This window comes from Kitasatospora sp. NPDC004289 (assembly GCF_053602875.1).
Genome location: NZ_JBSGEL010000019.1, coordinates 37,586 through 61,911, shown reverse-complemented (window position 1 = coordinate 61,911; position 24,326 = coordinate 37,586). Strand labels below are relative to the sequence as shown.

The following is a 24,326-nucleotide window of genomic DNA, read 5'->3' as shown; positions in this document are numbered from 1 at the left end:
CCACTACCCCGGTGAGGAGGGCGAGTTGGCGCTCCGTCCTGGCCGACCTGCTCACGCCGGAACGGGGCCGTGAACTCCTGTCCGCCCCGCGCGGCCGACGGTCCATGGCTGGGCCGTCACTCGTCGCGGTACCGGTGCAGCCGGGGGCTGCGGATCGCGGGCAGGCGGACCAGGGTGTGGCTGAAGGCCCTGGGGTCCGGCCGCAGGGGGTGCCAGGGGCGCGGCGCGAGTGGGTAGTCGTCGCGCAGGACGCCCGGCGGGAGCACCCCCGTGACGGGGACCGGCGAGGTCTCCTCCGGGCCGGTGAGGTACGCCCAGATTCCGCTGTCCAGTGGTACCACCGCCGCCTGACGGTCAGTCGGCCGCCACGGCTCGCCGCTTCCGGGGTGACGGGGGACGAGCAGGACGTCCCGGCGGGTCCGGGGCTCCGGGAGACCGGGACCGGCCAACCCCACCGAGAGAGGGTCCGGCCCGGCCGGCAGGCAACGGGCCACGGCGGGGCCGAGCAGCTCGGCGACCTGGCCGACGGGCAGGGTCACGGGCCGGCCGTCGGTGGCCGCGACCAGGTGCGCGAGGGCGACGCCGATCGCGGCCTCCCAGCGCCGGCTCCACCAACCGTCGGGATCGACGGGCGGGACGCGGTGCTCGGCGCGGGCCAGGTCCGCCCAGGAGGGCTGCGGGCCGGCCGGGAGCCCCGAGGGGCGGCGGACGACCGCGTCCGGTTCCAGCCAGACGGTCTGCCACGAACCGCAGTCGTCGATCCGGGTCGCCACCGCCCGGCCGCACCCCTCACAGGCCAGGTTCGGGCCGTCCCGCCCGTCGATTCCCCGGCAGTAGCCTGCGCACCTCTCCGGGATCAGGGCCACCGACCTCGAGTCACCGGGCGCGATCACGATCCTGCCGCGCGCGCCGAACGAGACGGAGTACACCGGGGCGAAAACCCCCTGACGGGCCGCCACTTCGGCTCCGACGTCCTGCCACAGCCGCCACGGCGGCCCCGTGGGCGAGGGGTCGACGGCATACGTCGCCGGTTCCATCAGTGGAGGATGGAGCTCCTCCCACGCGCCGTGGTGGGTGTGGACGGGCAGGGCGACCCGGGACACCGGCGCCGTCAGCTCGGTGCCGCACCCGGCACACGCGAACACGTGCAAACAAGCTCCCCCTATTGTGGTTCCCCGGGATTGTGACCCGCCCGCCGCTGAGGGTCCATCGGATTACTTAACGGTCGCGGGTCAGGTCACCGGGTGGTCGGGGTCGTCCAGCCAGACGGTCTGGGTGCCGTCCGGTGCGACGGTCACCCCGAAACGGGTGAGGTCGGGCCGTCCATCCTCGAGCCACCGACTGCGGGCTGCCGTGACCTCGTCCCAGAGACGGCGCGGGCCGGACTGACGGACGGCGTCGGGGGCCTGCCATCGGTGGTGGCGGGCGGTGGCCAGGGAGCCTGCGGCGTCGGTGAGTTGGATGCGGTACGTCGTGCTCGGGTCGGCGGGGTCCCAGCGGTGCTGGTAGCGGACTCCGGGCACGCGGAGGCCGATGGCGAAAGCGGCGTGGACGGTCTCCAACGCGAGGTCGGGGTCGATGGAGGAGGGGCTGAGATGGGTGGGCGCGGTGGGTGCGGTGGGTGCTGCCGCCGGTACGTCGGGACGTTGAGCCCGCATCCACATGAAGCTGACGGCGTCGACGAAACGGCCGTGTGAGGCGGCGTCAGGGGCGCCGACGGTGAGGCGGAGCAGGCCGGCGTTGGCGTACGGGGTGCCCCAGGGTGTGACGATGACGCCGCCGGGGCGGGTCTGCCGGAGCCAGGGGAGCGGGACGCGCTGGACGGCGGCGGTGGAATGGATCCGGTCGTACGGCGCATCGAGGGGCCACCCGGCGAGGCCGTCGCCGACGGCACAGGTCGGCGCGAAGCCCGCCGCCCTCAGCCGGTGGGCGGCTTCGGCGGCCAGGTTCGGATCCACCTCGATGGTGGTGACGTTGTGATCGCCGAGCCGGGCGCAGAGCAGGGCACTCGTCCAGCCGGTGCCAGTGCCGACGTCGAGCACGGTGTGTCCGTCGGCCACGTCCAAGTGACGGAGCATCACGGCGACGAGGGTGGGCACGGAGGCCGAGGACGTGGCGACGCCCGGCCCGATGGCGGACCCGTCGTCCACCTGGGTGACCACGACGTCGTCGGCGTTGGCCAGGGCCCACCAGCCCTTCGGATCGGCGGCAAGGGTCGTACGGCGGTAGCCGGTCGGTCCGTCGGGATCCGGAGCCCAGACCGCATTCGGAAGGAAGGCAGAGCGCGGGGCGCGCTCGAAGGCACCTCGCCACTCCGTGCCCAGAGTGCCCGCCGCGGTCATCTCGGCGAGCAACTGTGCGTACTTGTCCATGGGTTGGTGATCCGCCTACTTGCTCGGTGCGGGTGGGACGGGCTTGGTCCACTGGCCGTCGGACTCCCTGGGAGACTGCTGCTTGTCACCGCTTACGCCGCCCTTGCCGTCTCCGTGCTTGCCGCTCATGCGTGGGTCTCCTCTCTGGTGGTGAACTACCTGGTGGGACGCCCGGGCGTGCTGGGACGGCCCGGTGGCATCGGGCCCGGTGGGCGTTCCGGAGGTGGGGGTGGCATCGTCATGGTGGAAACTCCTTGCCTGGGTGGAAGGTTGACGTTGCTTGACCCGTGGTGCCTTGATCGGGCACGGTGAGGGCGCCGCCAATCTGCCGCTGGGTCATCGAGCCGCTTCGCTCTGTCATCAGGATCTGCGCCGGATGCCGCGATCACCAGGGATGCCGACGCAACAGAGTCAAACAGCGTTGAACAGAGGGGGAAGTGTGCCGAGTCCGAATGAGCTCGACCCGAACGAGTCGTTCGCCATCCTGTTCGGCAACGAGGTACGGGAGTTGCGGACCAGGGCGAAGATGTCGCAGGAGCGGCTCGGCGACTTGCTCGGCTACACGGGTTCACTGGTCGGGCAGGTGGAGAACGGTCGCCGAAAGCCGCAGTCGGATTTCGTGCAGAAGGCGGATGAGGTCCTGGAGGCTGGGGGATTGTTGCTCCGCCTCTGGCCGTACCTGGGTCGGACTCCCTACCCCGAATACTTCAAGAGTTATGCGGAGTTGGAACCGATGGCCAGTCGGATCCAGGACTACGGTGGGCCGTTCATTCCCGGCCTCGGGCAGACGGAGCGGTATGCGCGGCACTTGACCCTGTCGGGGCACCAACTGGACACGGACGAGGAGATCGAGGACCTCGTGTCCGGTCGGATGAGCCGACAGTCGCTGCTGCGAGGACCGGACCGACCCCAGCTCTGGTGGCTGCTTGACGAGGTGGCGCTCCGCAGGCCCGTGGGCGGACACGGCGTCATGGCTGAGCAACTTCGACATCTCGCGTCCCTGATCCGGTCAAGGACGGCCATTGTGCAGGTCATTGAGACCAGAGAGGGATCACACGCGTTGCTCGGGGGCGTCACGACCATACTCTCCTTCCGTGATGGGTCCCCGGATGTGGTCTACATGGAAGGGCCGAGCGCAGGCGTGATGCACGAGGGTCCGGAGATCGTCAGGAAGCACCAGACGGCCTACGATCAGGCGCGGGCACGGGCGCTAGGCTCCGAGGCGTCGCTCGCCCTGATCGATCGGATTGCAGAGGAGCACGAACGACATGATCGACCTGAATGACGCCCGGTGGCAGAAGTCCTCGTACAGCAACCAGGACGGTGGTCAGTGCATCGAGCCCGCGTTGAACCTGGCGGCTGCCGGCAACATCGTTCCCGTGCGTGACAGCAAGGACCCGAGCGGTCCCGCGTTGGTGTTTCCCGCCGGTGCGTGGGCGGCGTTCGCCGCGGCTGTCGCGGCAGGGGAGTTCGGCACGGTCTGACGTCCCGCCAGGTGGGCGAGCTCGCGCAGGAGATCCGCGCCGACCGGCCACGGTGACGCGGTTCGCGCGACGTCGTGGATCGGTCGGCCCGGCCGCGATGAGGATTCCCGTCGGCGTGATCGCGTCGACGGGTCCGAGCCGTCGGAATCCGCAGGCGACGAGGGCCGAGGTCCGTCTATGGGCTGTCCCGTAGCCGCTGGCCACGGGTGAGACGATCTCGCCGTGGCTGGTGTGGTCACGGCGTCGGAGCCGTCCTGGACAGCCCCGTTCACCGGGCTGAGTGCCCGCGACTTCCGCAAGCTGATGACGGCACTGCGGTGTGAGGGAGTCGAAATGGTGCGACCGGGCCGGCGGTGGAGTCTTCCGTTGGAGGACCGGGTGCTGCTGGTCGCGACCTACTGGCGAACGAACCTGACGCTGCGCCAGATCGCCCCGCTGTTAGGGGTATCGAAGTCGGATGGCGACCGGATCATCGACCGCATCGGCCCCCAGCTCGCGCTCAAGCCCCGCCGACGCTTCCGCGAGGATACTGTGCTGATCGTCGAAGGCACCCCGGTCCCCACACGCGACCACACCCTCGCCGAGCCGTCCAAGAAGTACAGCTCGAGGCGCCGCTCGCCCCTCCTGAACTGCGGAAGCGATTCGCGGCCGAGGGCGTCGACCGCGGACGTGGTCGGATCAACCGCCTCAGCCTGGGTGAACCCGACCGAGTCATCCATGTCCGAGGCGTGACGACCATGCCGTAGTTACGGGACAGCCCTAAGGTACATACGGCGTTTTCTCAGCGGCCATTCATGATCCCTAAGCTCACGCCTCGTGAAGAACGTGAAGAAGGCGATCGTGGTGCTCGCCTTGATAATGAGCTACTTCCCGCTGACCTCGACGGCGTTCGCGGCGGCCAAGTCGCCCGCGCAGGTAGTCGAGGATTGCGCCGACCCGAGGCCCACGCAGGCCGGGGACATCATCTACTGGGACCCCGAGTGCTACCTCACCTTCAAAAGCAGCAAGCAGGTATGGGGCGAGGCCACCATGCCCGACAAGCTCGGCAGTGGGAAGAGCCCCATCGCCTACGGCTGCACCAGTAGCGGCAGCGTGAGCGTCGCCGGAACCAAGAGCTCCTCCACCAGCTTCTCCTTCGGCCTCGACATCGGCGGGAAGAAGAAGTTCGGTGACTGGGAGGCCTCCGTCGGGCCCAAGCTCGGTTGGAGCTGGACCTGGAGCACCAGCGACACCCACACGCACACCGCCGCGGTCCCCCTGGGCAGCGTCGGCTGGATCGAGGTCAGGGAGCCGCTGATCGAGGCGGTCGTCGACATCGATGCCCGCTACGACGGCAACAAGAACGAGCTCGTCAAGAACGCGGTCGTCCGGGTGCCGGACACCAGCCGGTCCTTCGCCTGGTTGTACCAGAGCCGCAAGATGACCGACGCGGAGCTGAGGGACATCTGCGGGCAGGACCCGCCGACCACCAAGACCTACGACATGTGGTCGGCCGGCGGCAAGGGTCCGTACAAGAACCTGCTGAGCGGCAAGTGCCTGGCCATCGGCCCCACCATCCCCAACGGCGGGCTCGTGGTGCAGCGTACCTGCGACGGCGGGGCCGCGCAGAAGTGGAACGCCGTCAAGGCGAGCAACGGCTACTTCACCATCCGCAACAACAACGGCTACTGCCTCACAGTCCCCTACAACAACGGCACCCCGCCCGGCCAGAACACCCAGCTCATGTGGTGGGGCTGCGAGACCCGCTGGGACTCGGGCAACCAGCTCTGGTCGGTCAACCCGACCAAGATCAGCGGTACCTACACCTTCACCAACCAGTGGACGGGGCTCTGTCTCGCGCCGCACTCCAGTGAGATGACCAAGAACGGCGGCCGGGTGACCATCCGCAAGTGCGCGTAGCGGGATCGGTTGGCCCCTCCTATGGAGTCCTCTGCGGAGTGCAGAAGACTCCATAGGAGGGGCCCTGTCGAGTTTCGCTGGCCAGCCACCCTCATCAGTAGCAGTGCCCGAGCCCGGTCCGAGGCCATCGCCTGGGACCGGGCTCGGCCGGGTTACGAGGTAAGGGAGTTGCGGAGGAGCCCGTCAGTGGCAAGACCCTCGCCGAGGGCACCCGGCTGCTCGCGGGCCCCCGGCCACCGCTTCCCTGACGCACCGTAGGGTGCACAGGTCGGTCGAAACAGGACGGTCGCTCCGCGGCGGACGGCGCTACGTGCCCGGCGGGACGGCGAACGGGTCGTAGGCCTCGGGCATGAAGCAGCCGTAGTCCTGCAATGGCTGCGGATCGGTGAGTACGATCAACTGGCGCTCGCCCGCCGGGGAGAGGCCGTCGGAGCGGTCCAGGACCCGGTGGCCGGGGAGTCCGGGGAACGGTGATGCGTCGGCCGCGAGCTTGCCGAAGCGGTCGATCAGGGCCCACACGGCTCCGTAGACGTCGTGGACGTGCTCCGCCGCCTGCTCCTCGGTGATCCCGGGAGAGGTCTCGCGGTAGGCCGCGCGGGCCGACGCGAGGAAGCGCTCCGGGTCGACGATCACCACGTCCTGGCGCGTCCGCACGCTGACTGTCATACCTGCCACCGGGGTTGACGCCTCGTTCACCACGCCACGGTACTGCGCCGGATGCGCGACGGGCCACGGATCGGCTCAGGCGGGCGGGACCCGGGCGGTGAGGAGGGGTTGGAAGAAGGAGCTCTCCTCGGGCGGGAGCCAGGTCGGGGAGGTGAAGCCCGATTCGAGGGCCAGGGTGGACAGGTGGTCCTGGGGGAGGGCCCAGTACGTGGTGCGTCGCACCTGGACGTCGAAGTCCTCGCCCTCGGGGAGGAGTTGGAAGTGCTCCAGGTCGTAGCGCTCGCCGTCCTCGTGCCAGTGCCAGAGCTGGAAGGTGACGGTCCGTCCGTTCCCCTCGCCGTTGACCTGGGGGGCGGTCGAGGTGGGGCGGGACTGCCGGATCCGTTCGTAGTCCCGGGTGCTGATCAGGAGCAGCCCGCCGTCGAGCAGCACCCGGCGCATCTCGCCGAGGGCCGCGCGGACGTCCTCCGCCGTCAGCAGGTGCGGCAGGGCGTTGTCGGCGCAGACGACGACGTCGAAGGCGCCGTCCTCGAACGGGAGCGAGCGCATGTCGGCGGCGGAGGTCGGGACTGCCAGCCCCCGCCGGTCGGCCTCGCGCCCGGCGCGGTCGGCGGCCGCCGGGCTCAGGTCGGTGCCGGTGACCCGGTGGCCGCGCAGGGCGAGGCCGAGGGCCTGGGTGCCGATGCCGCACGCGCAGTCCAGCACCGTGGCGGGCTCGGGGCCGAGGGTCGAGCGGATCACCGCGTCCAGCGCCGCGCCCTGGGCCGCCACCGAGCTCTCCCAGTCGCGGTAGATCAGGTGGTAGTCCGCTGCGAGCCGGTCGTAGAACCGCGCCACGGAGGTGTCGTCCATGGCGGGCACGTTACCGGGGTTCCCGGTCATCGGGCCGCCGACCGGGGCGCCGGGGCGCGGGTCGCGGCGTCCCAGGCCTGCGGGTCGGTGGAGTGGTGGCGGTGGCCGGCGGTGAGGACGGTGCGGAGTTCGTGGAGGTGAGGGGTGTCCGGCGGGAGGTCGAGGCGGGTGAGGAGGGCGAGGGCGGCGGTCGGTTCCAGGTCGCCGTAGAGGTCGTGGTAGCTGGTCAGCAGGCCTTGGAAGAGCGGCTCGTGGAGGGCCGGGAGGCGGAGGGCGGTGGCATAGGCCCGCCGCTTCACCGGCCAGGGGACGGGGCCCGAGCAGGCCAGGACGCGGCCGGCCCGGCGGAGGAGGGGTGCCGGGCCGCCCGTCGCCACGATCCGGTCGAGGTCGAGGCCGAGCACCTCGGCGAAGGCCGTCCCGGCGGTCGTGCGGTCCTCGAACCAGTCGACCCAGAGCGAGTAGGTGACGGCCTCGGCGTCCCGCTCGGCCTCCAGCCGGCGGCGGTAGCCGGCCCACAGGGTGGTGGGGGGCAGCGGTCCGTCGGGGCCGCGGTCCGCGAAGCGGATCTCGCAGGTCACCCAGTAGTCGTCGAGGAGGTCCAACAGGCCGAAGGCGAGCTCGAGTTGTCGGTCCGCGTCGAGGGAGTCGTCGGCGAAGACCTCGGCGGTCCAGCCGTGCGCGACCTCGTTGGCGGTGAGCAGGTGGCCCGGAGCCTCGGCGTCGGTCCAGCCGGCGGGGGTCTGGGTGATGCCGCACTCGGCGAGCCAGTGGCGGGCGCGCTCGGCCAGCTGTTCGGTCATCCGCGAAGTATGACAAGACCTGGGGCTGATGGACCGTCAATTACGGGAGAAGGGCAATGGACTGCTTGCGGCGCCGGTGGCCGCGACGGAGTCCGGCGGTCCCCGGGTCAGGGCGCGCGCCGTAGGCCGCGGACGGCCGGGACGGCGAGGAGGGCGGCGCAGCCGGTGAGGCAGGTGGCGGCGGAGAGGAGCAGGAGGTGGGAGGGGGAGGCGAGGTGGGTGGCGGGGCCGGCGAGGAGTTGGCCGAGGGTGATGCCGGTGATGGAGCCGGCGAGTTCGTAGGCGGAGACGCGGTTGAGGACGGCGGGCGGGGTGTGGGTCTGGACGCTGGTGGCCCACATGACGGACCAGAAGGCGAGGGCTGCGCCGCCGAGGACGTGGGCGGTGAGCAGGAGCGGGAGGGAGGTGGTGAGGGCGGTGCCGAGGGGGAGGGCGGTGTAGAGGGCGAGGACGGCGGCGCCGGCGGCGAGGGGGCGGGTGGGGCGCAGGCGCAGGGCGAGCAGGCCGCCGAGGACGGTGCCGACGCCGAGGAAGGAGACGGCCAGTCCGTAGCTGCCGGGGCCGAGCCGGGCGCCGATCAGGGCCGAGCTCAGCGGGACCAGGGGGCCGAAGAGCAGGACGCCGTAGAGGAGCCAGATCAGGATCACCGACCACATCCAGGGGCGGTCGCGGAACTCCCGCCAGCCCTGGTGCAGTTCGACGCGGAGGGAGGTGCGGGGAAGGGACGGTGGGTCGGGGAGGCGGAGGAGGCCGAGGCAGAGGGCGCTGAGGAGGAAGGTGGCGGCGTCGAAGGCGTAGACCGCACCGGCGTCGGTGAGGGCGATCAGCAGGCCGGCCAGGGCCGGGCCGAGGAGGTGGGCGAGGGCGTCGGCCACCTTGAGGGTGGCGTTGGCGCGCTGGGGGTCGCGGGCGACCAGCGGGACCATGCCGTTGACGCCCGGGAGGAACATCGCCACCGCCGCGCCGGCGACCGAGGCCAGCGCGACCAGCAGCCAGAAGGGCGGCGGTCCGGCGAAGAAGGCGGCGGCCAGGGCACCTTGGGTGCCGACCCGGACGAGGTCCGCGCCGACCATCAGCCGCCGCGCCCCGAGGCGGTCGGAGAGCACCCCGCCGAAGAGGACCAGGAGCACGAAGGTCCCCGTCCAGGCCCCGAGGACGGCTCCCACGCCGGACACCCCGTACAGGGCCCCGACCGCCAGCGCCGTGGCCACCGGCATCATCGCGTCGCCGAGGAGGGAGACGGCCCGGGCGGTGAAGTAGAGGGTGAACCGCCGGTTCCAGAGGGGGTGTTGGGCGGTGGGACGGGAGAGCTGGGCAGTGGTCACGGTGTCGATCATGGGGGTGGCCGGGAGGCGGCCCCAGTGTCCGGAACGACATGATGGGGTACTTTCGCGCCATGACGCCGCCGAGCAGGTCGAGCAGGTCGAGCAGGCCGGGGAAGTCCACCGCGCAGCACCGGGTGGTCGCGCTCCTGGCGGCGCCGCAGTCGGCGTTCCTGCTCGGGTGCGCCGCCGAGGTGTTCCGGGAGGGCGGGGCGGAGCGGTACGCGTTCGGGGTCGCCGCTGAGCGGCCGGGGGCGGTGCGGAGCGAGGCCGGGTACGAGTTGCTGGTCACCGCCGGGCTGGAGGCGCTGGAGGAGGCCGACACGGTGCTGGTCCCGGGGTGGGGCGCCGGGGAGGTGCCGGAGGCGGTGTGCGCGGCGGTGCGGCGGGCGCACGGGCGCGGGGCGCGGATCGTCGGGCTCTGCTCGGGGGCCTTCGTGCTCGCCGCCGCCGGGCTGCTGGACGGGCGCCGGTCGGCCACGCACTGGGCGCGGGCGGGGGAGTTGGCGGTCCGTCATCCGCGGGTGCGGGTCGATCCGGCGGTGCTGTACGTGGACCACGGGGACGTGGCCACCAGCGCCGGCTCGGCGGCGGCGGTGGACCTGTGCCTGCACCTGGTGCGGACGGACCACGGCGCGGCCCACGCGCTGCGGGTGGCACGGAAGTTGGTGATGCCGCCGCACCGGGAGGGGTGCCAGTTGCAGTACGCCGAGCTGCCGGGCGAGGGCGAGCGGCCGGTGGCGGACTCGCTGGCACCGCTGCTGGAGTGGCTGTCCGGGCGGCTGGACCAGCCGGTGAGCGTGGCGGAGATGGCGCTGCGGGCGCAGCTCTCGCCCCGGACGCTGACCCGGCGCTTCACCGAACAGCTCGGCCTCAGCCCCGGCCGCTGGCTGCTCGACCGCCGACTCGCCGCCACCCGCGCGCTGTTGGAGGAGACCGACCTCCCGGTGGAGACCATCGCCCACCGCGTGGGCCTCTCCTCGGCGGTCAACCTGCGCCGCCGCTTCCACGAGGCCCTGCGCACCACCCCCGCCGCCTACCGCCGCGCCTTCCGGTCGGCCGGGGGGCCGGACCGGAACTGAGCGGGGGCAGGGGCAGGGGCAGGGGTGGGGGTGGTGAGGAGGTCAGGGCCTGCTGGGGAGGGTGTACACGTGGTCGGGGGTGGCGATCTCGGTGACGGCCTTGGCGAAGAGGCCGCTGGGCTCGTGGCCGTCGTGGAGGACGTCGGTGTTGAGGAGGATGACCATGGTGGCGTCGGCCTCGGGGAGGTACATGGTGACGCTCTCGTAGCCGGGGAGGGAGCCGTCGTGGCCGATCCACCCGTGGGTGGCGAACAGGCCGAGGCCGTAGCCGCCGTCGCTCAGGCCGGGGACGGGGACGAACTTCTCGCGCTCGCGCTGGGTGGCGGGGGTGAGCAGCTCGCCGGTGGCCAGCACCTTGGCCCAGTCCCGCAGGTCGCACAGGTCGGAGACCATCGCCCCCGCCGCCCAGGCCCAACTCGGGTTCCAGTGCGTGGAGTCCTCGACCTCGCCGCTGAGGGTCTGGTTGGTGTAGCCGTGCGGATAGGGGGAGGGGAGGGCGGTGTCGTGCGCGAGGAAGGTCTCGTCCAGGCCGGCCGGTCCGGTGACGTTGCGCAGGAGGAAGTCCTGCAGCGGTAGGTTGCCGAGCTTCTCCACCACCAGGCCGAGCAGGACGGTGTTGGTGTTGGAGTACTGGAACTGCGTCCCGGGCGCGAAGACGTTGTCGTGCTTGAACGCGTAGCCGAGCAACTCCTGCGGGGTGAAGGAGCGTTGGGGGTTGCTCAGCAGGTCGTACTGGAAGTCCGGGTCGAAGGTGTACGAGTACAGGCCGCTGCGCATCTCGGCCATCTGACGGATGGTGATCTCGTCCCCGCAGGGCACGCCGTCCAGGTAGGTGGAGATCGGTGCGTCCAGGTCGACCAGGCCCCAGTCGACCAGCTTGAGCAGGGCGGTGATGGTGAAGGTCTTGGTCTCGCTGCCGATCCGGAAGTGCATCGCCGGGTCCATCGGCTCGCCGGTCTGCTTGTCGGCCACGCCGAAGGTCTTGAGGTACTCCCCGCGGCCGGGCAGCCAGAGGCCCGCGATGACCCCGGGGGTGCCGGTCTCCTGCCGGACGCGTTCGATGGCCTCGTCCAGGCGGGCGACCAGGGCCGGGTCGAGCCCCTCGGTGGAGACGGTCGCGGCCGGGTGGGCGGCCGTGGCGGCGGCGGGCGGCGCGGGGAGGAGGGTGGTGGGGCGGTGCCGGGCCTCGGCCGGTGGAGCGGCGAGGGCGACCGGGAGCAGGGTGGAGAGGGTGAGCAGGGCGGCGGCGAGCCTGCGGGTGGGGGTGCGTCGCATGGGCGGGACGGCCTCTCTTCCGGATGGGGGAACCTTGCGTGCCCACGGTCACACCGGAGCCGGATGCGGGCGGACCGGCCCCGGGGGAGGCCCGGCGATTCCACCCGTACGGACCCGGGCCGGCCCGGAGAGGCCCGCGCTGACCGGGCCGTGGGCGCGGCGGGAGCGGGGGAACGGCTGATGGGATACCCCCTGGGGTATGGTGAGAGACGATGGATCAATGCCCCCAGGGGTATTCGGAGAGATGGAGTGGAGACATGGAGCAGGAGCTGACCGTCACGCTGGACATCCCGTTCGCCGAGGCCGTCGCGCGGGTGCGCGACGCGCTGGCGGGGCAGGGGTTCGGCGTGCTGACCGAGATCGACGTGCAGGCCACGCTGCAGGCCAAGCTCGGCGAGGAGATGGAGGACTACCTCATCTTCGGCGCCTGCAACCCGCCGCTCGCGCACCGCGCACTGACGGTGGACCGCCGGATCGGACTGCTGCTGCCGTGCAACGTGGTGGTCCGGACGGAGGCCGGCCGGACGGTGGTCGAGGCCGCCGACCCGCAGCTGCTCGTCGCCTTCACCGGCCACCCGGAGCTGGCCCCGGTCGCCGACGAGGCGGCGGAGCGACTCCGCGCAGCCCTGGCCACCCTGGCCGGCTGAGCCGCCTCGCCCGGCCGCACCACGCTGCGGCGACCGGTCCGGCCGCCCCGGCCGACGGAAGCGCGGGCCCATTCGGCGGCGTGCTGTGCCGCGTGGCTGGGCCCGCGTCGCTCGCGCGGCCGGCCGGTGTTCTTCGGTCGTGAGGCTCGTCTGTCGGGCAGTCCCGCTTGACGGCGGGCCTTTTCTTCGCCTCTGCATATACCCCCACCCGTATAGGAAGTCCCATGAGCATCCTCGCGAAGGTCGCCCCCACGATCTCCGAACCACCTTCAAGCCCCGGCCTGTTGGGCCGTCTCGGCCTCTGGTCGGTGGCGCACTTCAGGTCCGTGCTGGTCGGCTGGCTGGTGGTGGTCGCCGCGCTGGGGGCCTTCGCCCCGCAGGTGACCACGGCGCTGTCCGGGGCGGGCTGGCAGGCGGACGGGTCCGAGTCGGTGAAGGTCCGTCAGCTCGCCGAGCGGCACTTCGCCGGGAACGCCTCCACCGCCCTGCAGATCGTGGTCGCCGCCGACCGCCCGGTGGGCGACCCGGCCGTCCGGCAGGTGATCGACCGGGCCGGGGAGCTGGCGGCCGCCGATCCGCGGGTCTCCGTCGTGGTGCCCCCGCAGGAGGGGGCGACGGTGAGTCGGGACGGCCGCACGGCCGTGCTGCTGGCCGGAGCGGCGGCCTCGCCGGACGACATGGTGCGCGCCGCCGACGACCTCAAGGGGCCGCTCGCGGCGCTGTCGGGCGGCGGGGTGGAGGTGCACGCGACCGGGGCCTCGGTGCTCTGGAGCGACTTCAACAAGGCCAATCACGACGCGATGATGAAGTCCGAGGTGATGTCCTGGCCGGTCACGCTGGCCATTCTGGTGCTGGCCTTCGGATCGCTGGTCGCGGCCGGGCTGCCGCTGCTGCTGACCATGGCGGGGCTGGCCGCCTCGGCCGGTTCGCTGGTGCTGATCAGCCATCTGTTCCCGGTCTCCATCTGGGCGATGAACTTCGCGATGATGTTCGCCCTGGCGCTCGGCATCGACTACGCGCTCTTCCTGGTGGTGCGGTTCCGGGCGGCGCGCGCGGCCGGGAGGGGGGAGGCCCGGGCGGTGGCCGAGACGATGGACACGGCGGGCAAGGCGGTACTGCTCTCCGGAGCCACCGTGCTGGTCAGCCTCTCCGCCGTGATGCTGGTGCCCTCTCCGGCCTTCCGCTCGATGGCGGGCGGCATCATGCTCGCGGTGCTGTTCGTGCTGGCCGCCACCCTCACCCTGCTGCCGGCGGTCCTGGGTCGTCTGGGCCACCGGGTGGACGCCGTGGCGCTGCCGTGGGCCAGGCGGGCCGGGCACAGCTCCCCGCGCTTCGCCGCCTGGGGCGAGCGCCTGTGGCGCCACCCGGTCCGCTACGGCGCGCTCGCCCTGGTGGCGCTGCTCGCACTCGCCGCGCCGGTGCTCGGCCTGCGCACCGCGATGCCCTCGATCGCCGTGCTGCCCGCGGACGCCGACGCCCGGGCCGGCTACACCGCCGTCCAGCAGGCCTTCGGCCCCGGCGCGCCGGGTGCCCTGCAGATCGTGGCCCCGGCCGGGCAGGCCGAGGCCGTCGCCGGGCAGCTCGCCGCCGCCCCGGGCATCGCCGGGGTGATGCCCGGTCAGCCGGCGGCCGACGGTTCGGGGCTGACGCTGATCCAGGCCGTACCCGCCGTGGACCCGTCCAGCCCGGAGCTGGAGCGCACCGTGGACGCGCTGCGCGCGCAGCTGCCGGAGGGGGCACTGGTCGGTGGCGCGGCGGTGGAGAACCTCGACCTCCAGGCGCTGCTCACCGCGAAGACGCCGCTGGTGATCGGGGTGGTGATGGCGCTCGGCTTCCTGCTCCTGCTGGTCGCGCTGCGGGCTCCGCTGATCGCGGCGCTCGGCACGCTGGCCAGCCTGCTCTCCACCGGCGCGGCGTTCGGCGTAGCCCGGCTGGTGTTCCAGGACGGCCACGGGGCCGCGCTGTTGGGCTTCACCTCGCAGGGCTTCCTGGACGGGTGGGCGCCGGTGTTCTTCTTCGCCATGATCTTCGCCATCGCGATGGACTACACCGTCTTCCTGCTCGCCTCCGCGAAGGAGCAGTACGAGCGCACCGGTGACCCGCACCGGGCGATGGTCGGCGCGCTGGCCCACTCCGGGCGGGTGGTCTTCGCGGCGGCCGGGGTGATGGTCGCGGTGTTCTTCACCTTCGCGATCTCCGGGCCGCTGCCGCCCAAGGAGATGGGCATCGTGCTCGGCGTGGCGGTGCTGCTGGACGCGGCGCTGGTGCGGCTGGTGCTGCTGCCGGTGATGCTGCGCCTGACCGGGCGGGCCGCCTGGCACACCCCGAGGTGGCTGGACAGGGTGCTGCCGAAGGTGACCTTCTCGCACGGTTGACCGCCGTGACCGCCGACGGCCCGGGCAACGCGCCCGGGCCGTCGGTGTGGTGTCGGTTCGTCAACCGACCACGCTTGCACGGCCGTTCTGCCAGGATGGGAGGGCGGGTGACCGGGACACGGCAAGAGGGGGCGGCGGATGGCGCGGATCGTGGTGGTCGGAGGCGGGATCGCCGGGACGGCGGCGGCCCTGGCGCTGCACAAGGCCGGGCACGAGCCCGTGGTCCACGAGGCGCACCCGGACACGGGTGAGGACATCGGCGCCTTCATGACCTTGGCCAGCAACGGCATGCGGGCGCTGGCCGGCTTCGACGCCGAGCGGGCGGTGGCCGGGGTCGGCTTCGACGTCACCGCGATGACCGTGCTCGACGCGCAGGGCGCGGAGCTGGCCTCCGTCCCGCTCGGGGAGGTGGAGCGGCCGCTGGCCCGGTACCGCTGTCTGCGGCGGGCCGAGCTCGGGGCGGTGCTCCAGCGGGAGGTCCGGCGGCGGGGGATCCCGCTGCGGCACGGAGCCCGGCTCGCCTCGGTGACCGAGACGGAGGAGGGGGTGACGGCGCACTTCGCCGACGGATCGTCGGAGGCCGGTGACCTGCTGGTGGGTGCGGACGGGCTGCACTCGGCGGTGCGCGGGTGGCTGGAGCCGGACGGGGCCGGGCCCGAGTACGCCGGGCAGCGGGTGTTCTACGGGTACAGCACGGCCGCGCCGCCGCCGGTGGCCGCACCCGACCTGATCACCATGGTGCGGGGCAGCGAGGCGGCCTTCGGCTACCTGGTCTCGCCGGCCGGGCGGACCTTCTGGTTCGCGCGGGTGGCGGGTGTGCCGGTGGACGCGGAGGAGCGGGCGAGGACCACCCCGGCGCAGTGGCGGGCCTGGCTGGAGCCGCTGCTGCGGCCGGACCGGACGCCCTGCGCGGACATCGTGGCGGGGACGGGCGAGGAGCTGATGGTCACCAACGCCCTGCACCTGCCGGCGGGGAACCGCTGGCGCAGCCGCCGGGTGGTGCTGATCGGCGACGCCGCCCACGCCGCCTCCCCGGCCACCGGGCAGGGGGCGTCGATGGCCTTGGAGGACGCGGTGGTGCTGGCCAAGGCCCTGCGTGACGCCCCGTCGGCCGAGGAGGCCCTGGTGGCCTACGAGTACCACCGCCGCCCGCGCACCGACCTCAACACCGCCACCAGTGCCCGCCTCACCGCGAGCCGCCCGCCGGCCGGCTCCGGTCCGCAGGACGGGCCCCCGCCGCAGGACTCCGCTCGCCCCGCGACCCGTCCCGACGAGGCCCTGCTCCGCCTGCTGGACTGGGACACCCCGCTCCCGCCCCAGGAGCCCGCCGCCTGACGGTGGGGTCGGAGGGCGGACGGCCCGGCCGACACGGGCGGCGCTCCGCGTCGGGTCAGCGACCGAGGAGGCGGGCGAGCAGGCCCTTGCGGGTGGACGGGTCGCAGTCGCATCGGGCGCTCTTCGGGATGCCGGCCAGGACCTGCTCGACGTGCAGGCCGCAGCCCGCGTGGGTGGCCTTGCCGCAGGTGCGGCAGGTGGTGCGTCGGCACATGGGGACTCCTCGGGGGGTGGGGTTGTCGAGGCCACTATACCCCCATGGGTATCTGAGCTGCGGGGACGGCGGGCCGGGGGAGGGGTAAATCCCTTGCGGGGCACCGGAGTCGACCCCACACTGTGCCGGTGCTGATCAGACGAGAGACCCCCGCCGACGTGGCCGCCGTCCGGGCCGTGACCGCCGCCGCCTTCGCCAAGCCGGAGACCGTCGAGCCCTTCGAGGTCGAGCTGCTGGACCAGCTGCGCGCCGGGCCGGCCTGGATTCCCGAGCTGTCGATGGTGGCCGAGGGGCCGGACGGCGAGGTGGTCGGGCACGTGGTGTGCAGCCGGGCCCACGTGGACGGGGTGCCGGTGGTCGGGCTCGGGCCGATCAGCGTGCTGCCGGGGCATCAACGGAAGGGCGTGGGGCTGGCGTTGGTGCACGCCGTGATCGGGGGCGCGGACGCGCTGGGGGAGCCGCTGGTGGCACTGCTCGGCAGTCCGGAGTACTACGGGCGCTACGGCTTCCGCCGCAGTACCGACCTGGGCGTCAACGCGCCGGACCCGAGCTGGGGCCGGTTCTTCCAGGTCCGCCCGCTCGCCTCCCACCAGCCTTCCCTGCGGGGGGACTTCGTGTATCCGCAGGCCTTCGACCCGGCCTGACGGGGCGTCGGCCCGGGCGCCCGCCCGGTCGGTCCCCGGTCGGTCCCCGGTCGGTCCCCGGTCGGTCCCCTGTCGGGAAAGGCGCGGTGGCGGCACTCTTGGAGGGCCCGCACCACCCACCCCCGGCTTGGAGGACCGCATGGTGTTCCGCAGTGACTACCCCGCGATCGACGCACTCGACCTGCCGATCCACGACGCGGTGCTCGGCAACGTGGCCGAGCACCCGGACCAGCCGGCCCTGGTGGACGGCATCACCGGGGAGTCCGTCAGCTACGCCCAACTGGACGGCGCCAGCCTCCGGTTCGCGGCCGGGCTGGCCGAGGCCGGGGTGCGCAAGGGCGACGTGATCGCCCTCTACAGCCCCAACACCATCGCCTATCCGATCGCCTTCTACGGAGCCACCCGGGCCGGGGCCACCGTCACCACGGTCAGCTCGCTGACCACCGCCACCGAGCTGGCCGGCCAGCTGAAGGACAGCGGTGCCCGCTGGATCATCACCATCTCGGCCTTCCTCCCGGTCGCCGTCGAGGCCGCCAAGGCCGTCGCCGCCGAGGGCGTGCCGGTCACCGAGATATTCGTCTGCGACCGGGCCGAGGGCCACCGCTCGCTCGCCGACCTGATCGCCTCCACCGCCCCGGCACCGCGCCCGGAGATCGACCCGGCCACCGACATCGCCGTGCTGCCGTACTCCAGCGGCACCACCGGCCTGCCCAAGGGCGTGATGCTCAGCCACCGCAACATCAGCAGCAACCTGCTGCAGACCGACTCGGTGCACGCCACCGGCCGGGGCGAGCGGATCCTGGCCGTGCTGCCGTTCTTCCACATCTACGGCCTGACCGCCCTGCTCAACCACCCGCTGCGCTGCGGCTCCACGGTGGTGGTGCTGCCCCGCTTCGACCTGGAGCAGTTCCTGCGCACCATCCAGGACCAGCGGATCGAGGGCGTCTTCGCCGCCCCGCCGATCGTGCTGGCCCTGGCCAAGCACCCGCTGGTGGACCGCTACGACCTCTCCTCCGTCCGCTACGTGCTGAGCGCCGCCGCCCCGCTCGACGCCGAGCTGGCGGACGCCGCCGCCCGCCGGCTCGGGCTGGACCGGATCCACCAGGGCTACGGGATGACCGAGCTCTCGCCCGTCACCCACGTGGTGCCGCTGGACGACGAGGACCCGCCGGCCGGCACGGTCGGCAAGCTGGTCGCCTCCACCGAGCTGCGGGTGGTCGCCCTGGACGGCTCCGGCACCGACCTCGGGGTCGGCGAGCGCGGCGAACTGCTGTTCAAGGGCCCGCAGGTGATGCGGGGGTACTTCGGCCGCAAGGGCGAGACCGACGCGATGATCGACCCGGACGGCTGGCTGCACACCGGGGACGTCGGCCTGGTCGACGAGCGCGGCTACCTGTTCGTGGTGGACCGGGTGAAGGAGCTGATCAAGTACAAGGGGTACCAAGTCGCCCCCGCCGAGCTGGAGGCGCTGCTGCTCACCCACCCGGAGGTGGCCGACGCCGCGGTGATCGGGGTGCGCGGCGAGGACGGCGAGGAGCGCCCCAAGGCCTTCGTGGTCCGGGCCCCCGGCAGCGGGCTGACGGAGCAGCAGGTCAGCGGGTACGTGGCCGAGCGGGTCGCGCCGTACAAGAAGGTGCGGGCGGTGGAGTTCGTGGAGGCGGTGCCCAAGTCGGCGGCCGGGAAGATCCTGCGCCGGCAGCTGCGCGAGCGGCAGGGCTGACGCCCGGTCAGCGGGCCCGGAGCGGGCGGCTCCCCGCCGGTCTGGCAGGATCGGCGGGGACCGAAGACCCGGCAGGGAGGCCGCCATGACCACCTCAGCGAGCACCTCGGCGCCCGTCCCCGCGGGCACACCGGCCACCGCCCCGGCCGCCCGGATGCCCCAGCAGGACCGCAGCCGGGCCACCCGCCGCCGACTGCTGGAGGCGGCGGTGGAGTGCCTGGCCGAGGTCGGCTGGCAGGGCAGCACCGTCGCGGTGGTGGCCGAGCGGGCCGGGGTCACCCGGGGCGCGGCCCAGCACCACTTCCGCACCCGCGAGGACCTCTTCACCGCCGCCGTGGAGCACGTCGCGGCCGAGCGGCTGGCGGACCTGCGCGCCCACCTGGACGGGCTGGCACCGCCGGCGGAGCGCCGCACGGAGGCGGTGGTCGAGCTGATCGTCCGCCTCTACACCGGGCCGCTGTTCCGCGCCGCGCTGCACCTGTGGGTGGCGGCCGCCACCGAGGAGCCGCTGCGCGGACGCCTGGTCGCGCTGGAGAACCAGATCGGCCGGGAGGCGCACCGGGCCGCCGTGGAGTTCCTCGGCGCGGACGAGGCCACCCCGGGCGTGCGCGAGACCGTCCAGGCCACCCTCGACCTGGCCCGCGGCCTGGGCCTGGCCAACCTGCTCACCGACGACGGCCAGCGCCGCTCGGGCGTGGTCCGGCAGTGGGCCCGCACCCTGGACGCGGTGCTGGGCGGGGCCCGGGCCGTGACCTGACCGTGGTCCGGCAGGTCACAGCTTGTCCAAGGTGCTGCACGACCATGTCCGAACGGGCGTCCGCTGTCGTAGCCTGTGCCCCGGCCAGCACCCTGACCACCCACCACGTACTCCACCTGACGGACCAGCAGTCGCACCCGTACCCGGGGACGTGCAGTCTGGTGGGGAGCCGATCCGGCCCGGCCCGGCCGGGGAACGTACCTGACAGGTGATCCCCTGATCATGCAAGGCAGCGAGCGGAACACACCGGACGGCACCGGCCCGGCGGCGGGTGCCGTCCAGGCAGACCTGACGGGTCATCGGCTGGTGCCGCTGGCCACCGCCCTGATCGAGGGCGACGGCCGCATCCTGCACTGGAGCGGGGACGCCGAGGCGCTCACCGGGTACACCGCGGACCAGGCCGTCGGCTCCTACGCCGGGCGGCTGCTGATCCCCGACACCGAGCGCGAGCCCGCCCAGGAGCTGTTCCGTCAGATCATGGCCGGCAAGGGCTGGTCCGGGGTGTACGCCATCCGGCACCGCGACGGCCACCGGGTCGAGCTGGAGTTCCGCACCTACCCCATCACCGGCCCCGGCGGCGAGCGGCTGCTGCTGGCCACCGCCTCCGACCTCGGCGCGCTGCGCCAGGTGGAGGGCGACCTCGCGGTGCTGGACGGCATCTTCGCGCAGTCCCCGATCGGGATGGCCGTCTACGACACCGAGCTGCGCTACGTCCGCCTCAACGACGCGCTGGCCCGGATCAACGGCCTCTCCGTCGAGGCGCACCTCGGCCGCCGGATCAACGCGGTGCTGCCCGGCATCAACTCCTCGGAGATCGAGGCGGTGATGCGTCAGGTCCTGGCCACCGGACGGCCGGTGGTCGACGCCCGCTCCCACGGCCGCACCCCCGGCGACCCGCGCCGGGACCGGGCCTGGTCCGCCTCGTACTTCCGGCTGGAGGACTCCACCGGCCAGGTGCTCGGCGTCTCCTCCTCGATCATCGACGTGACCGAGCGCTTCCAGGCCGAGGCCCGCGCCTCCCGGGCCCAGGAGCGGCTGGCCCTGCTCGCCGAGGCCACCGCGAAGATCGGCACCACCCTGGACCTCCAGCGCACCGCCGAGGAGCTGGTCGAGGCCGTCATCCCGCGGTTCGCCGACTTCGCCACCGTCGACCTGCTGGAGCCCGTGCTGCGGGGTGAGGAGCCGTCACGGCTGGAGCCCGACCGGGGCGTCAAGCTGCGCGCGGTGGCGGTCGGCGAGGCGTACGAGGCCGGCATGACCAGCGCGGCCGACGCCGTCGGCTCCACCTCCGAGTACGACTCCAAGCGCACCTACACCGAGTGCCTGCGCAGCGGCCGCCCGCTGCTGCGCCCGCACGTGGACGAGCAGGTGCTGGCCGCCCTGGTGGCCGAGCCGGACCGGGTCGCCCCCGGGGTGCGGGCCGGCATCCACTCGTACCTGATGGTGCCGATCATGGCGCGCGGGATGGTGCTCGGCGGCTCCGAGTTCGTCCGGATGCGCAACCCCGAGCCGTTCTCGGCGGCGGACGTGGCGCTGGCCGAGGAGCTGGTGGCCCGCACCGCCATCGCGCTGGACAACGCCCGGCTCTACCGGCGCGAGCGGGAGACCGCCCTCACCCTGCAGCGCAGCCTGCTGCCGCAGGAGATCCACCGCACGCTCGGCCTGGAGATCGCCTACCGCTACCTGCCCAGCAGCCTGGTCAGCGAGGTCGGCGGCGACTGGTTCGACGTGGTGCCGCTCTCCTGCGGCCGGGTCGCGCTGGTGGTCGGCGACGTGATGGGCCACGGCATCCGGGCGGCCGCGACGATGGGTCAGCTGCGCACCGTGGCGCGGACCCTGGCCACCCTGGACATGCCGCCGGAGCAGGTGCTGACCCGCCTGGACGAGACCGCGATGGGCATCGGCGAGGGCCAGTTCGCGACCTGCATCTGCGCGGTCTACGACCCGGTGGAGGGCACCTGCACGATCGCCTCGGCCGGGCACCTGCCGCCGGTCAAGGTCAGCCCCGACGGGGTGTCCCGGGCGATCGAGCTGCCGCCGGGCGTGCCGCTCGGGGTCGGCGGGGTGGCCTTCCAGTCCACCGAGTTCACCCTCACCGAGGGCAGCCTGCTGGCCCTGTACACCGACGGCCTGGTGGAGCGCCGCGGTGAGGACATCGACCACGGCATCGGCCTGCTGGCCCAGGTGCTCTCGGGGCGCGGCCGCACGCTGGAGGCCAGCTGCGACGCGGCGCTGGCCGCCCTGGTGAGCGACGGCACCGAGGACGACATCGCCATGATCATGGCCCGGGCGCTGCCGATCCCTTCCGACCGGATCGCCACCCTCCACCTGGACGGCGAGGGCCCGGCCCCCAGCCGGGCCCGGAAGTTCACCCGGGACACCCTGCGGGCCTGGGGGCTGGCGCAGCTCACCGACTTCGCCGAGCTGATGGTCAGTGAGCTGGTCACCAACGCGCTGCTGCACGCCGAGGCGCCGCGCCGACTGCGGCTGTTCCGGGACCGGACGCTGACCGTGGAGGTGGCCGACTCGGGCGGCCAGGCCCCGCGCCTGCGGACCGCCGCCGAGCAGGACGAGGGCGGCCGCGGCATGCACCTGGTCAGCGAGCTCGCCCACCGCTGGGGCACCCGCCAGACCAAGGACGGCAAGGTGGTCTGGGCCGAGCTGGAGCTGGACTACCGCTACCGCTGAGCGGTGGTGCGCGCGAGCCCCCTGACGGTCGGTCAGGGGGCTCGTCGGCTCAGTGGACCAGGTGGTCGGCGGGGCGCTCGGCCCCGGCGGCGGCGTCCTGGCCACGGAGCTTCCACCAGGCGAAGAGCGAGGCGGAGAGCAGCAGGGCTCCCGCCGCGATCGCGGCCACGTTCATGCCGTGCACGAAGGCGGTGCGGGCGGCGGCGGTGAGCTGCTCGCCCAGTTCGGCGGGCAGGGTGGAGGCGGCCTGCACCGCGTTGCCGATCGACTGCTCGGCCTCGGTGCCGAGGGCCTCGGTGCCGGCCGGCATCACCAGCGAGCCGGCGTAGATGGCGGTGACCACCGAGCCCAGCAGGGCGATGCCGAGGGCGGTGCCCAGCTCGTAGGCGGTCTCCGAGACGGCGGAGGCGGCGCCGGCCTTCTCCGGCGGCGCGGCGGTGAGCACCAGGTCGGCGGAGAGGGTGTAGACGATGCCCTCGGCCGCGCCGGCGGCCAGGAAGGCGGCGCCGAGCAGCAGGTAGGGGCTGCCCTGGTGCACCCAGCCGAGCACCGCGACGCCCGCGCCCATGGCCAGCAGACCCCCGGCCAGGGTGGCCCGGACACCGGCCCGGCGGGCCAGCTTCGCGGTCAGCAGACCGCCGACCACGGCGCCGACGAAGGCCGGCAGTTCGGCCAGACCGGCCGTCAGCGGGGAGTACCCGCGCACCAGTTGGAGGTACTGCGACATGAAGAAGATCACGCCGGAGAGCCCGATCAGCGAGGCCAGCGAGGAGAGCACGGCCGCGGTGAAGCGCGGGTTGACGAAGAGCCGGACGTCCAGCAGCGGGGACTCCAGCCGCAGCTGACGGCGGACGAAGACGGTGAGCGCGGTGGCACCGAGCGCGAAGGTCACCGGGATCGGCCAGTGGCCGAGGCCGTTGGCCGCCGCTTCCTTGACCGCGTAGACCACGCCGATCACACCGGTCATCGACAGCAGCACGCTGAGCACGTCCCAGCGGCCGGGCTTGGGGTCCTTGGACTCGGGCAGCAGCCAGCCGCCGAGCACCAGCAGCAGGGCCAGCACGGGGAGGTTGAGCAGGAAGACCGAGCCCCACCAGAAGTGCTCGAGGAGCACACCGCCGACCACCGGGCCGAGCGCGGCACCGGCGGTGGCGCCCGCGCCCCAGATGCCGATCGCGGTGGCCCGCTCCCGGGCGTCCGGGAAGAGGCTGCGGATCAGCGAGAGGGTGGAGGGCATGATGGTGGCGCCGGCGATGCCGAGCAGCGCGCGGGCCAGGATCAGCCAGCCGGGGGTGGGTGCGTAGGCGGCCAGCAGCGAGGCGGCGCCGAACGCGGTGGAGCCGATCAGCAGCAGCTTCTTGCGGCCGATCCGGTCGCTGAGCGCGCCCATGCTGACCAGCAGGCCGGCCAGCACGAAGGAGTAGGCGTCACCGATCCAGAGCAGCTGGGTGCCGCTGGGGTGCAGGGTCTCGCTGATCGAGGGCAGGGCGAGGGAGAGCACGGTCGCGTCGAGCGCGACCAGGGTCACCGCCAGTACCAGGACGCCGAGGCCGAGCCAGCGGGAACGGGCGGAGTGGGTGGTGCTCATTTCTGTTCAGGGCTCCTGAGGGCACCGCCGAGGAAGAGCTCGGCGAGCGAGTAGGCACTGTCACGGGGGGCGAGGCGTCCGTCCTGGACCGCCCAGCCGATGCCGGCCACGAGGTCGAAGAAGGCCTCGCTGAGCCAGCCGGCGGAGAGCTCGACGCGGAACACGCCCTCCTGCTGGCCACGGAGGAAGAGCGCGCGGACCCGGGCGTCCTGGACCTCCCAGAGGTCGTTGATCTCCTGGTCGTCGAAGAGCTGGTTCTCTCCGGCCAGGAAGGCGCAGAGGGCGGCGTCGGGTACGACGGCGTCCACCAGGCGGCGCAGGGCGGCCTCCGGGCTGCCGCTCTCGATCGCGGCCGTGTCGAGCGCGGCGGCGAACTTGCGCAGGCCGAGCGCGCCCACCTCGCGGATCAGCGCCTCGCGGCCGGGGAAGGTGCGGTGCAGCGTGGCACGGCTGATCCCGGCGGCGCGGGCGATCTCGTCGAGATGGGCGGTCGGGCGGCGGGAGAGCACGCCGACGGCGGCTTCGAGTACGGAGTCGCGGTCTGTGGCCATGGAGCGAGTGTAGCTCACATGAGACATGAATGTCTCAAACGGGGCACCGAGT

At 73.0% G+C, this 24,326-nt stretch carries 21 protein-coding genes and 1 pseudogene; 12 read left to right on the top strand and 10 right to left on the bottom strand.

From position 1 onward, the window contains the following. Nucleotides 1–116: 116 nt before the first annotated feature. Together ACWEPF_RS15240 and ACWEPF_RS15235 are read right to left on the bottom strand one after the other, a co-directional pair. Nucleotides 117–773 (bottom strand): hypothetical protein, encoded by a 657-nt coding sequence (locus tag ACWEPF_RS15240; RefSeq protein ID WP_452172879.1) that lies wholly within the window; start codon nucleotides 771–773, stop codon nucleotides 117–119. 459 nt (nucleotides 774–1,232) lie between these two features. Then, complete coding sequence (locus ACWEPF_RS15235) at nucleotides 1,233–2,372, bottom strand: methyltransferase domain-containing protein (RefSeq protein WP_452172878.1); 1,140 nt, start codon at nucleotides 2,370–2,372, stop codon at nucleotides 1,233–1,235. Nucleotides 2,373–2,811: 439 nt separating this feature from the next. Between ACWEPF_RS15235 and ACWEPF_RS15230 the strand changes: the two genes are divergently transcribed. From ACWEPF_RS15230 to ACWEPF_RS15215, 4 genes and pseudogenes are all read left to right on the top strand, one after another. After that, the gene (locus tag ACWEPF_RS15230; RefSeq protein WP_452172877.1) at nucleotides 2,812–3,657 is read left to right on the top strand and encodes a helix-turn-helix domain-containing protein; all 846 of its coding nucleotides are present in this window, start codon (nucleotides 2,812–2,814) and stop codon (nucleotides 3,655–3,657) included. Next, nucleotides 3,641–3,856 (top strand): DUF397 domain-containing protein, encoded by a 216-nt coding sequence (locus ACWEPF_RS15225; RefSeq protein WP_452172876.1) that lies wholly within the window; start codon nucleotides 3,641–3,643, stop codon nucleotides 3,854–3,856. The genes ACWEPF_RS15230 and ACWEPF_RS15225 overlap by 17 nt, the downstream gene beginning before the upstream one ends. A gap of 222 nt (nucleotides 3,857–4,078) precedes the next feature. Continuing rightward, nucleotides 4,079–4,456, top strand: a pseudogene (locus tag ACWEPF_RS15220) (helix-turn-helix domain-containing protein); the annotation flags it as partial. 216 nt (nucleotides 4,457–4,672) lie between these two features. Then, complete coding sequence (locus ACWEPF_RS15215; protein WP_452172875.1) at nucleotides 4,673–5,755, top strand: RICIN domain-containing protein; 1,083 nt, start codon at nucleotides 4,673–4,675, stop codon at nucleotides 5,753–5,755. Between the two features lie 306 nt (nucleotides 5,756–6,061). Here the strand turns inward: ACWEPF_RS15215 and ACWEPF_RS15210 are convergent, their stop codons facing one another. From ACWEPF_RS15210 to ACWEPF_RS15195, 4 genes are all read right to left on the bottom strand, one after another. Then, on the bottom strand, nucleotides 6,062–6,409 hold the full coding sequence (locus tag ACWEPF_RS15210) for a hypothetical protein (protein ID WP_452172874.1): 348 nt from the start codon (nucleotides 6,407–6,409) through the stop codon (nucleotides 6,062–6,064). Nucleotides 6,410–6,496: 87 nt separating this feature from the next. Beyond that, nucleotides 6,497–7,273 carry a class I SAM-dependent methyltransferase gene (locus ACWEPF_RS15205; protein WP_452172873.1) on the bottom strand — a complete coding sequence of 259 codons (777 nt, stop codon included), beginning with the start codon at nucleotides 7,271–7,273 and terminating at the stop codon, nucleotides 6,497–6,499. 26 nt (nucleotides 7,274–7,299) lie between these two features. Next, nucleotides 7,300–8,076, bottom strand: a complete 777-nt coding sequence (locus ACWEPF_RS15200; RefSeq protein WP_452172872.1) for a hypothetical protein — start codon at nucleotides 8,074–8,076, stop codon at nucleotides 7,300–7,302. A gap of 107 nt (nucleotides 8,077–8,183) precedes the next feature. Then, a complete protein-coding gene (locus tag ACWEPF_RS15195) occupies nucleotides 8,184–9,401 on the bottom strand; it encodes an MFS transporter (RefSeq protein WP_452172871.1) in 1,218 nt (405 codons plus the stop codon). A gap of 71 nt (nucleotides 9,402–9,472) precedes the next feature. Between ACWEPF_RS15195 and ACWEPF_RS15190 the strand changes: the two genes are divergently transcribed. Continuing rightward, complete coding sequence (locus ACWEPF_RS15190) at nucleotides 9,473–10,480, top strand: helix-turn-helix domain-containing protein (protein WP_452172870.1); 1,008 nt, start codon at nucleotides 9,473–9,475, stop codon at nucleotides 10,478–10,480. A gap of 42 nt (nucleotides 10,481–10,522) precedes the next feature. Here ACWEPF_RS15190 and ACWEPF_RS15185 read toward each other — a convergent pair whose 3' ends face one another. After that, complete coding sequence (locus tag ACWEPF_RS15185; protein WP_452172869.1) at nucleotides 10,523–11,755, bottom strand: serine hydrolase domain-containing protein; 1,233 nt, start codon at nucleotides 11,753–11,755, stop codon at nucleotides 10,523–10,525. Nucleotides 11,756–12,012: 257 nt separating this feature from the next. Here ACWEPF_RS15185 and ACWEPF_RS15180 point away from each other — a divergent pair, with 257 nt between their 5' ends. The 3 genes from ACWEPF_RS15180 (at nucleotide 12,013) to ACWEPF_RS15170 (ending at nucleotide 16,112) form a co-directional block, all read left to right on the top strand. Beyond that, nucleotides 12,013–12,402: a DUF302 domain-containing protein gene (locus tag ACWEPF_RS15180; RefSeq protein ID WP_452172868.1), complete on the top strand. Its 390-nt coding sequence runs from the start codon at nucleotides 12,013–12,015 to the stop codon at nucleotides 12,400–12,402. Nucleotides 12,403–12,626: 224 nt separating this feature from the next. Then, on the top strand, nucleotides 12,627–14,777 hold the full coding sequence (locus tag ACWEPF_RS15175) for an MMPL family transporter (RefSeq protein WP_452172867.1): 2,151 nt from the start codon (nucleotides 12,627–12,629) through the stop codon (nucleotides 14,775–14,777). A 138-nt stretch (nucleotides 14,778–14,915) separates the two neighbouring features. After that, entirely contained in the window at nucleotides 14,916–16,112 is a 1,197-nt protein-coding gene (locus ACWEPF_RS15170) for an FAD-dependent oxidoreductase (protein ID WP_452172866.1), read from the top strand. Nucleotides 16,113–16,167: 55 nt separating this feature from the next. On the opposite strand, the gene ACWEPF_RS15165 is transcribed toward ACWEPF_RS15170, so the two are convergent. Continuing rightward, nucleotides 16,168–16,326, bottom strand: coding sequence for a hypothetical protein (locus tag ACWEPF_RS15165; RefSeq protein ID WP_380149205.1), 159 nt, complete (start codon nucleotides 16,324–16,326; stop codon nucleotides 16,168–16,170). A gap of 128 nt (nucleotides 16,327–16,454) precedes the next feature. Between ACWEPF_RS15165 and ACWEPF_RS15160 the strand changes: the two genes are divergently transcribed. The 4 genes from ACWEPF_RS15160 to ACWEPF_RS15145 all read left to right on the top strand — a co-directional run bounded on the left by ACWEPF_RS15160 (nucleotide 16,455) and on the right by ACWEPF_RS15145 (nucleotide 22,135). Beyond that, nucleotides 16,455–16,970 (top strand): GNAT family N-acetyltransferase, encoded by a 516-nt coding sequence (locus ACWEPF_RS15160; protein ID WP_452172865.1) that lies wholly within the window; start codon nucleotides 16,455–16,457, stop codon nucleotides 16,968–16,970. A gap of 139 nt (nucleotides 16,971–17,109) precedes the next feature. Next, nucleotides 17,110–18,690, top strand: coding sequence for an AMP-binding protein (locus ACWEPF_RS15155; RefSeq protein WP_345290855.1), 1,581 nt, complete (start codon nucleotides 17,110–17,112; stop codon nucleotides 18,688–18,690). Between the two features lie 85 nt (nucleotides 18,691–18,775). Further along, on the top strand, nucleotides 18,776–19,447 hold the full coding sequence (locus tag ACWEPF_RS15150) for a TetR/AcrR family transcriptional regulator (RefSeq protein WP_380149207.1): 672 nt from the start codon (nucleotides 18,776–18,778) through the stop codon (nucleotides 19,445–19,447). Nucleotides 19,448–19,669: 222 nt separating this feature from the next. Further along, on the top strand, nucleotides 19,670–22,135 hold the full coding sequence (locus ACWEPF_RS15145; RefSeq protein ID WP_452172864.1) for a SpoIIE family protein phosphatase: 2,466 nt from the start codon (nucleotides 19,670–19,672) through the stop codon (nucleotides 22,133–22,135). A gap of 49 nt (nucleotides 22,136–22,184) precedes the next feature. Here the strand turns inward: ACWEPF_RS15145 and ACWEPF_RS15140 are convergent, their stop codons facing one another. Continuing rightward, nucleotides 22,185–23,723, bottom strand: a complete 1,539-nt coding sequence (locus ACWEPF_RS15140) for an MFS transporter (RefSeq protein WP_452172863.1) — start codon at nucleotides 23,721–23,723, stop codon at nucleotides 22,185–22,187. Next, the gene (locus tag ACWEPF_RS15135; RefSeq protein ID WP_449797489.1) at nucleotides 23,720–24,274 is read right to left on the bottom strand and encodes a TetR/AcrR family transcriptional regulator; all 555 of its coding nucleotides are present in this window, start codon (nucleotides 24,272–24,274) and stop codon (nucleotides 23,720–23,722) included. The genes ACWEPF_RS15140 and ACWEPF_RS15135 overlap by 4 nt, the downstream gene beginning before the upstream one ends. Nucleotides 24,275–24,326 lie beyond the last annotated feature (52 nt).

What these genes read in the sequence shown, in the direction of transcription:
- ACWEPF_RS15165 (WP_380149205.1), bottom strand. Translation starts at nt 16,326, where the DNA reads ATGTGCCGACGCACCACCTGCCGCACCTGCGGCAAGGCCACCCACGCG.
- ACWEPF_RS15185 (WP_452172869.1), bottom strand. Translation starts at nt 11,755, where the DNA reads ATGCGACGCACCCCCACCCGCAGGCTCGCCGCCGCCCTGCTCACCCTC.
- ACWEPF_RS15170 (WP_452172866.1), top strand. Translation starts at nt 14,916, where the DNA reads ATGGCGCGGATCGTGGTGGTCGGAGGCGGGATCGCCGGGACGGCGGCG.
- ACWEPF_RS15205 (WP_452172873.1), bottom strand. Translation starts at nt 7,273, where the DNA reads ATGGACGACACCTCCGTGGCGCGGTTCTACGACCGGCTCGCAGCGGAC.
- ACWEPF_RS15155 (WP_345290855.1), top strand. Translation starts at nt 17,110, where the DNA reads ATGGTGTTCCGCAGTGACTACCCCGCGATCGACGCACTCGACCTGCCG.
- ACWEPF_RS15225 (WP_452172876.1), top strand. Translation starts at nt 3,641, where the DNA reads ATGATCGACCTGAATGACGCCCGGTGGCAGAAGTCCTCGTACAGCAAC.
- ACWEPF_RS15175 (WP_452172867.1), top strand. Translation starts at nt 12,627, where the DNA reads ATGAGCATCCTCGCGAAGGTCGCCCCCACGATCTCCGAACCACCTTCA.
- ACWEPF_RS15145 (WP_452172864.1), top strand. Translation starts at nt 19,670, where the DNA reads ATGCAAGGCAGCGAGCGGAACACACCGGACGGCACCGGCCCGGCGGCG.
- ACWEPF_RS15140 (WP_452172863.1), bottom strand. Translation starts at nt 23,723, where the DNA reads ATGAGCACCACCCACTCCGCCCGTTCCCGCTGGCTCGGCCTCGGCGTC.
- ACWEPF_RS15135 (WP_449797489.1), bottom strand. Translation starts at nt 24,274, where the DNA reads ATGGCCACAGACCGCGACTCCGTACTCGAAGCCGCCGTCGGCGTGCTC.
- ACWEPF_RS15150 (WP_380149207.1), top strand. Translation starts at nt 18,776, where the DNA reads ATGACCACCTCAGCGAGCACCTCGGCGCCCGTCCCCGCGGGCACACCG.
- ACWEPF_RS15235 (WP_452172878.1), bottom strand. Translation starts at nt 2,372, where the DNA reads ATGGACAAGTACGCACAGTTGCTCGCCGAGATGACCGCGGCGGGCACT.
- ACWEPF_RS15190 (WP_452172870.1), top strand. Translation starts at nt 9,473, where the DNA reads ATGACGCCGCCGAGCAGGTCGAGCAGGTCGAGCAGGCCGGGGAAGTCC.
- ACWEPF_RS15200 (WP_452172872.1), bottom strand. Translation starts at nt 8,076, where the DNA reads ATGACCGAACAGCTGGCCGAGCGCGCCCGCCACTGGCTCGCCGAGTGC.
- ACWEPF_RS15180 (WP_452172868.1), top strand. Translation starts at nt 12,013, where the DNA reads ATGGAGCAGGAGCTGACCGTCACGCTGGACATCCCGTTCGCCGAGGCC.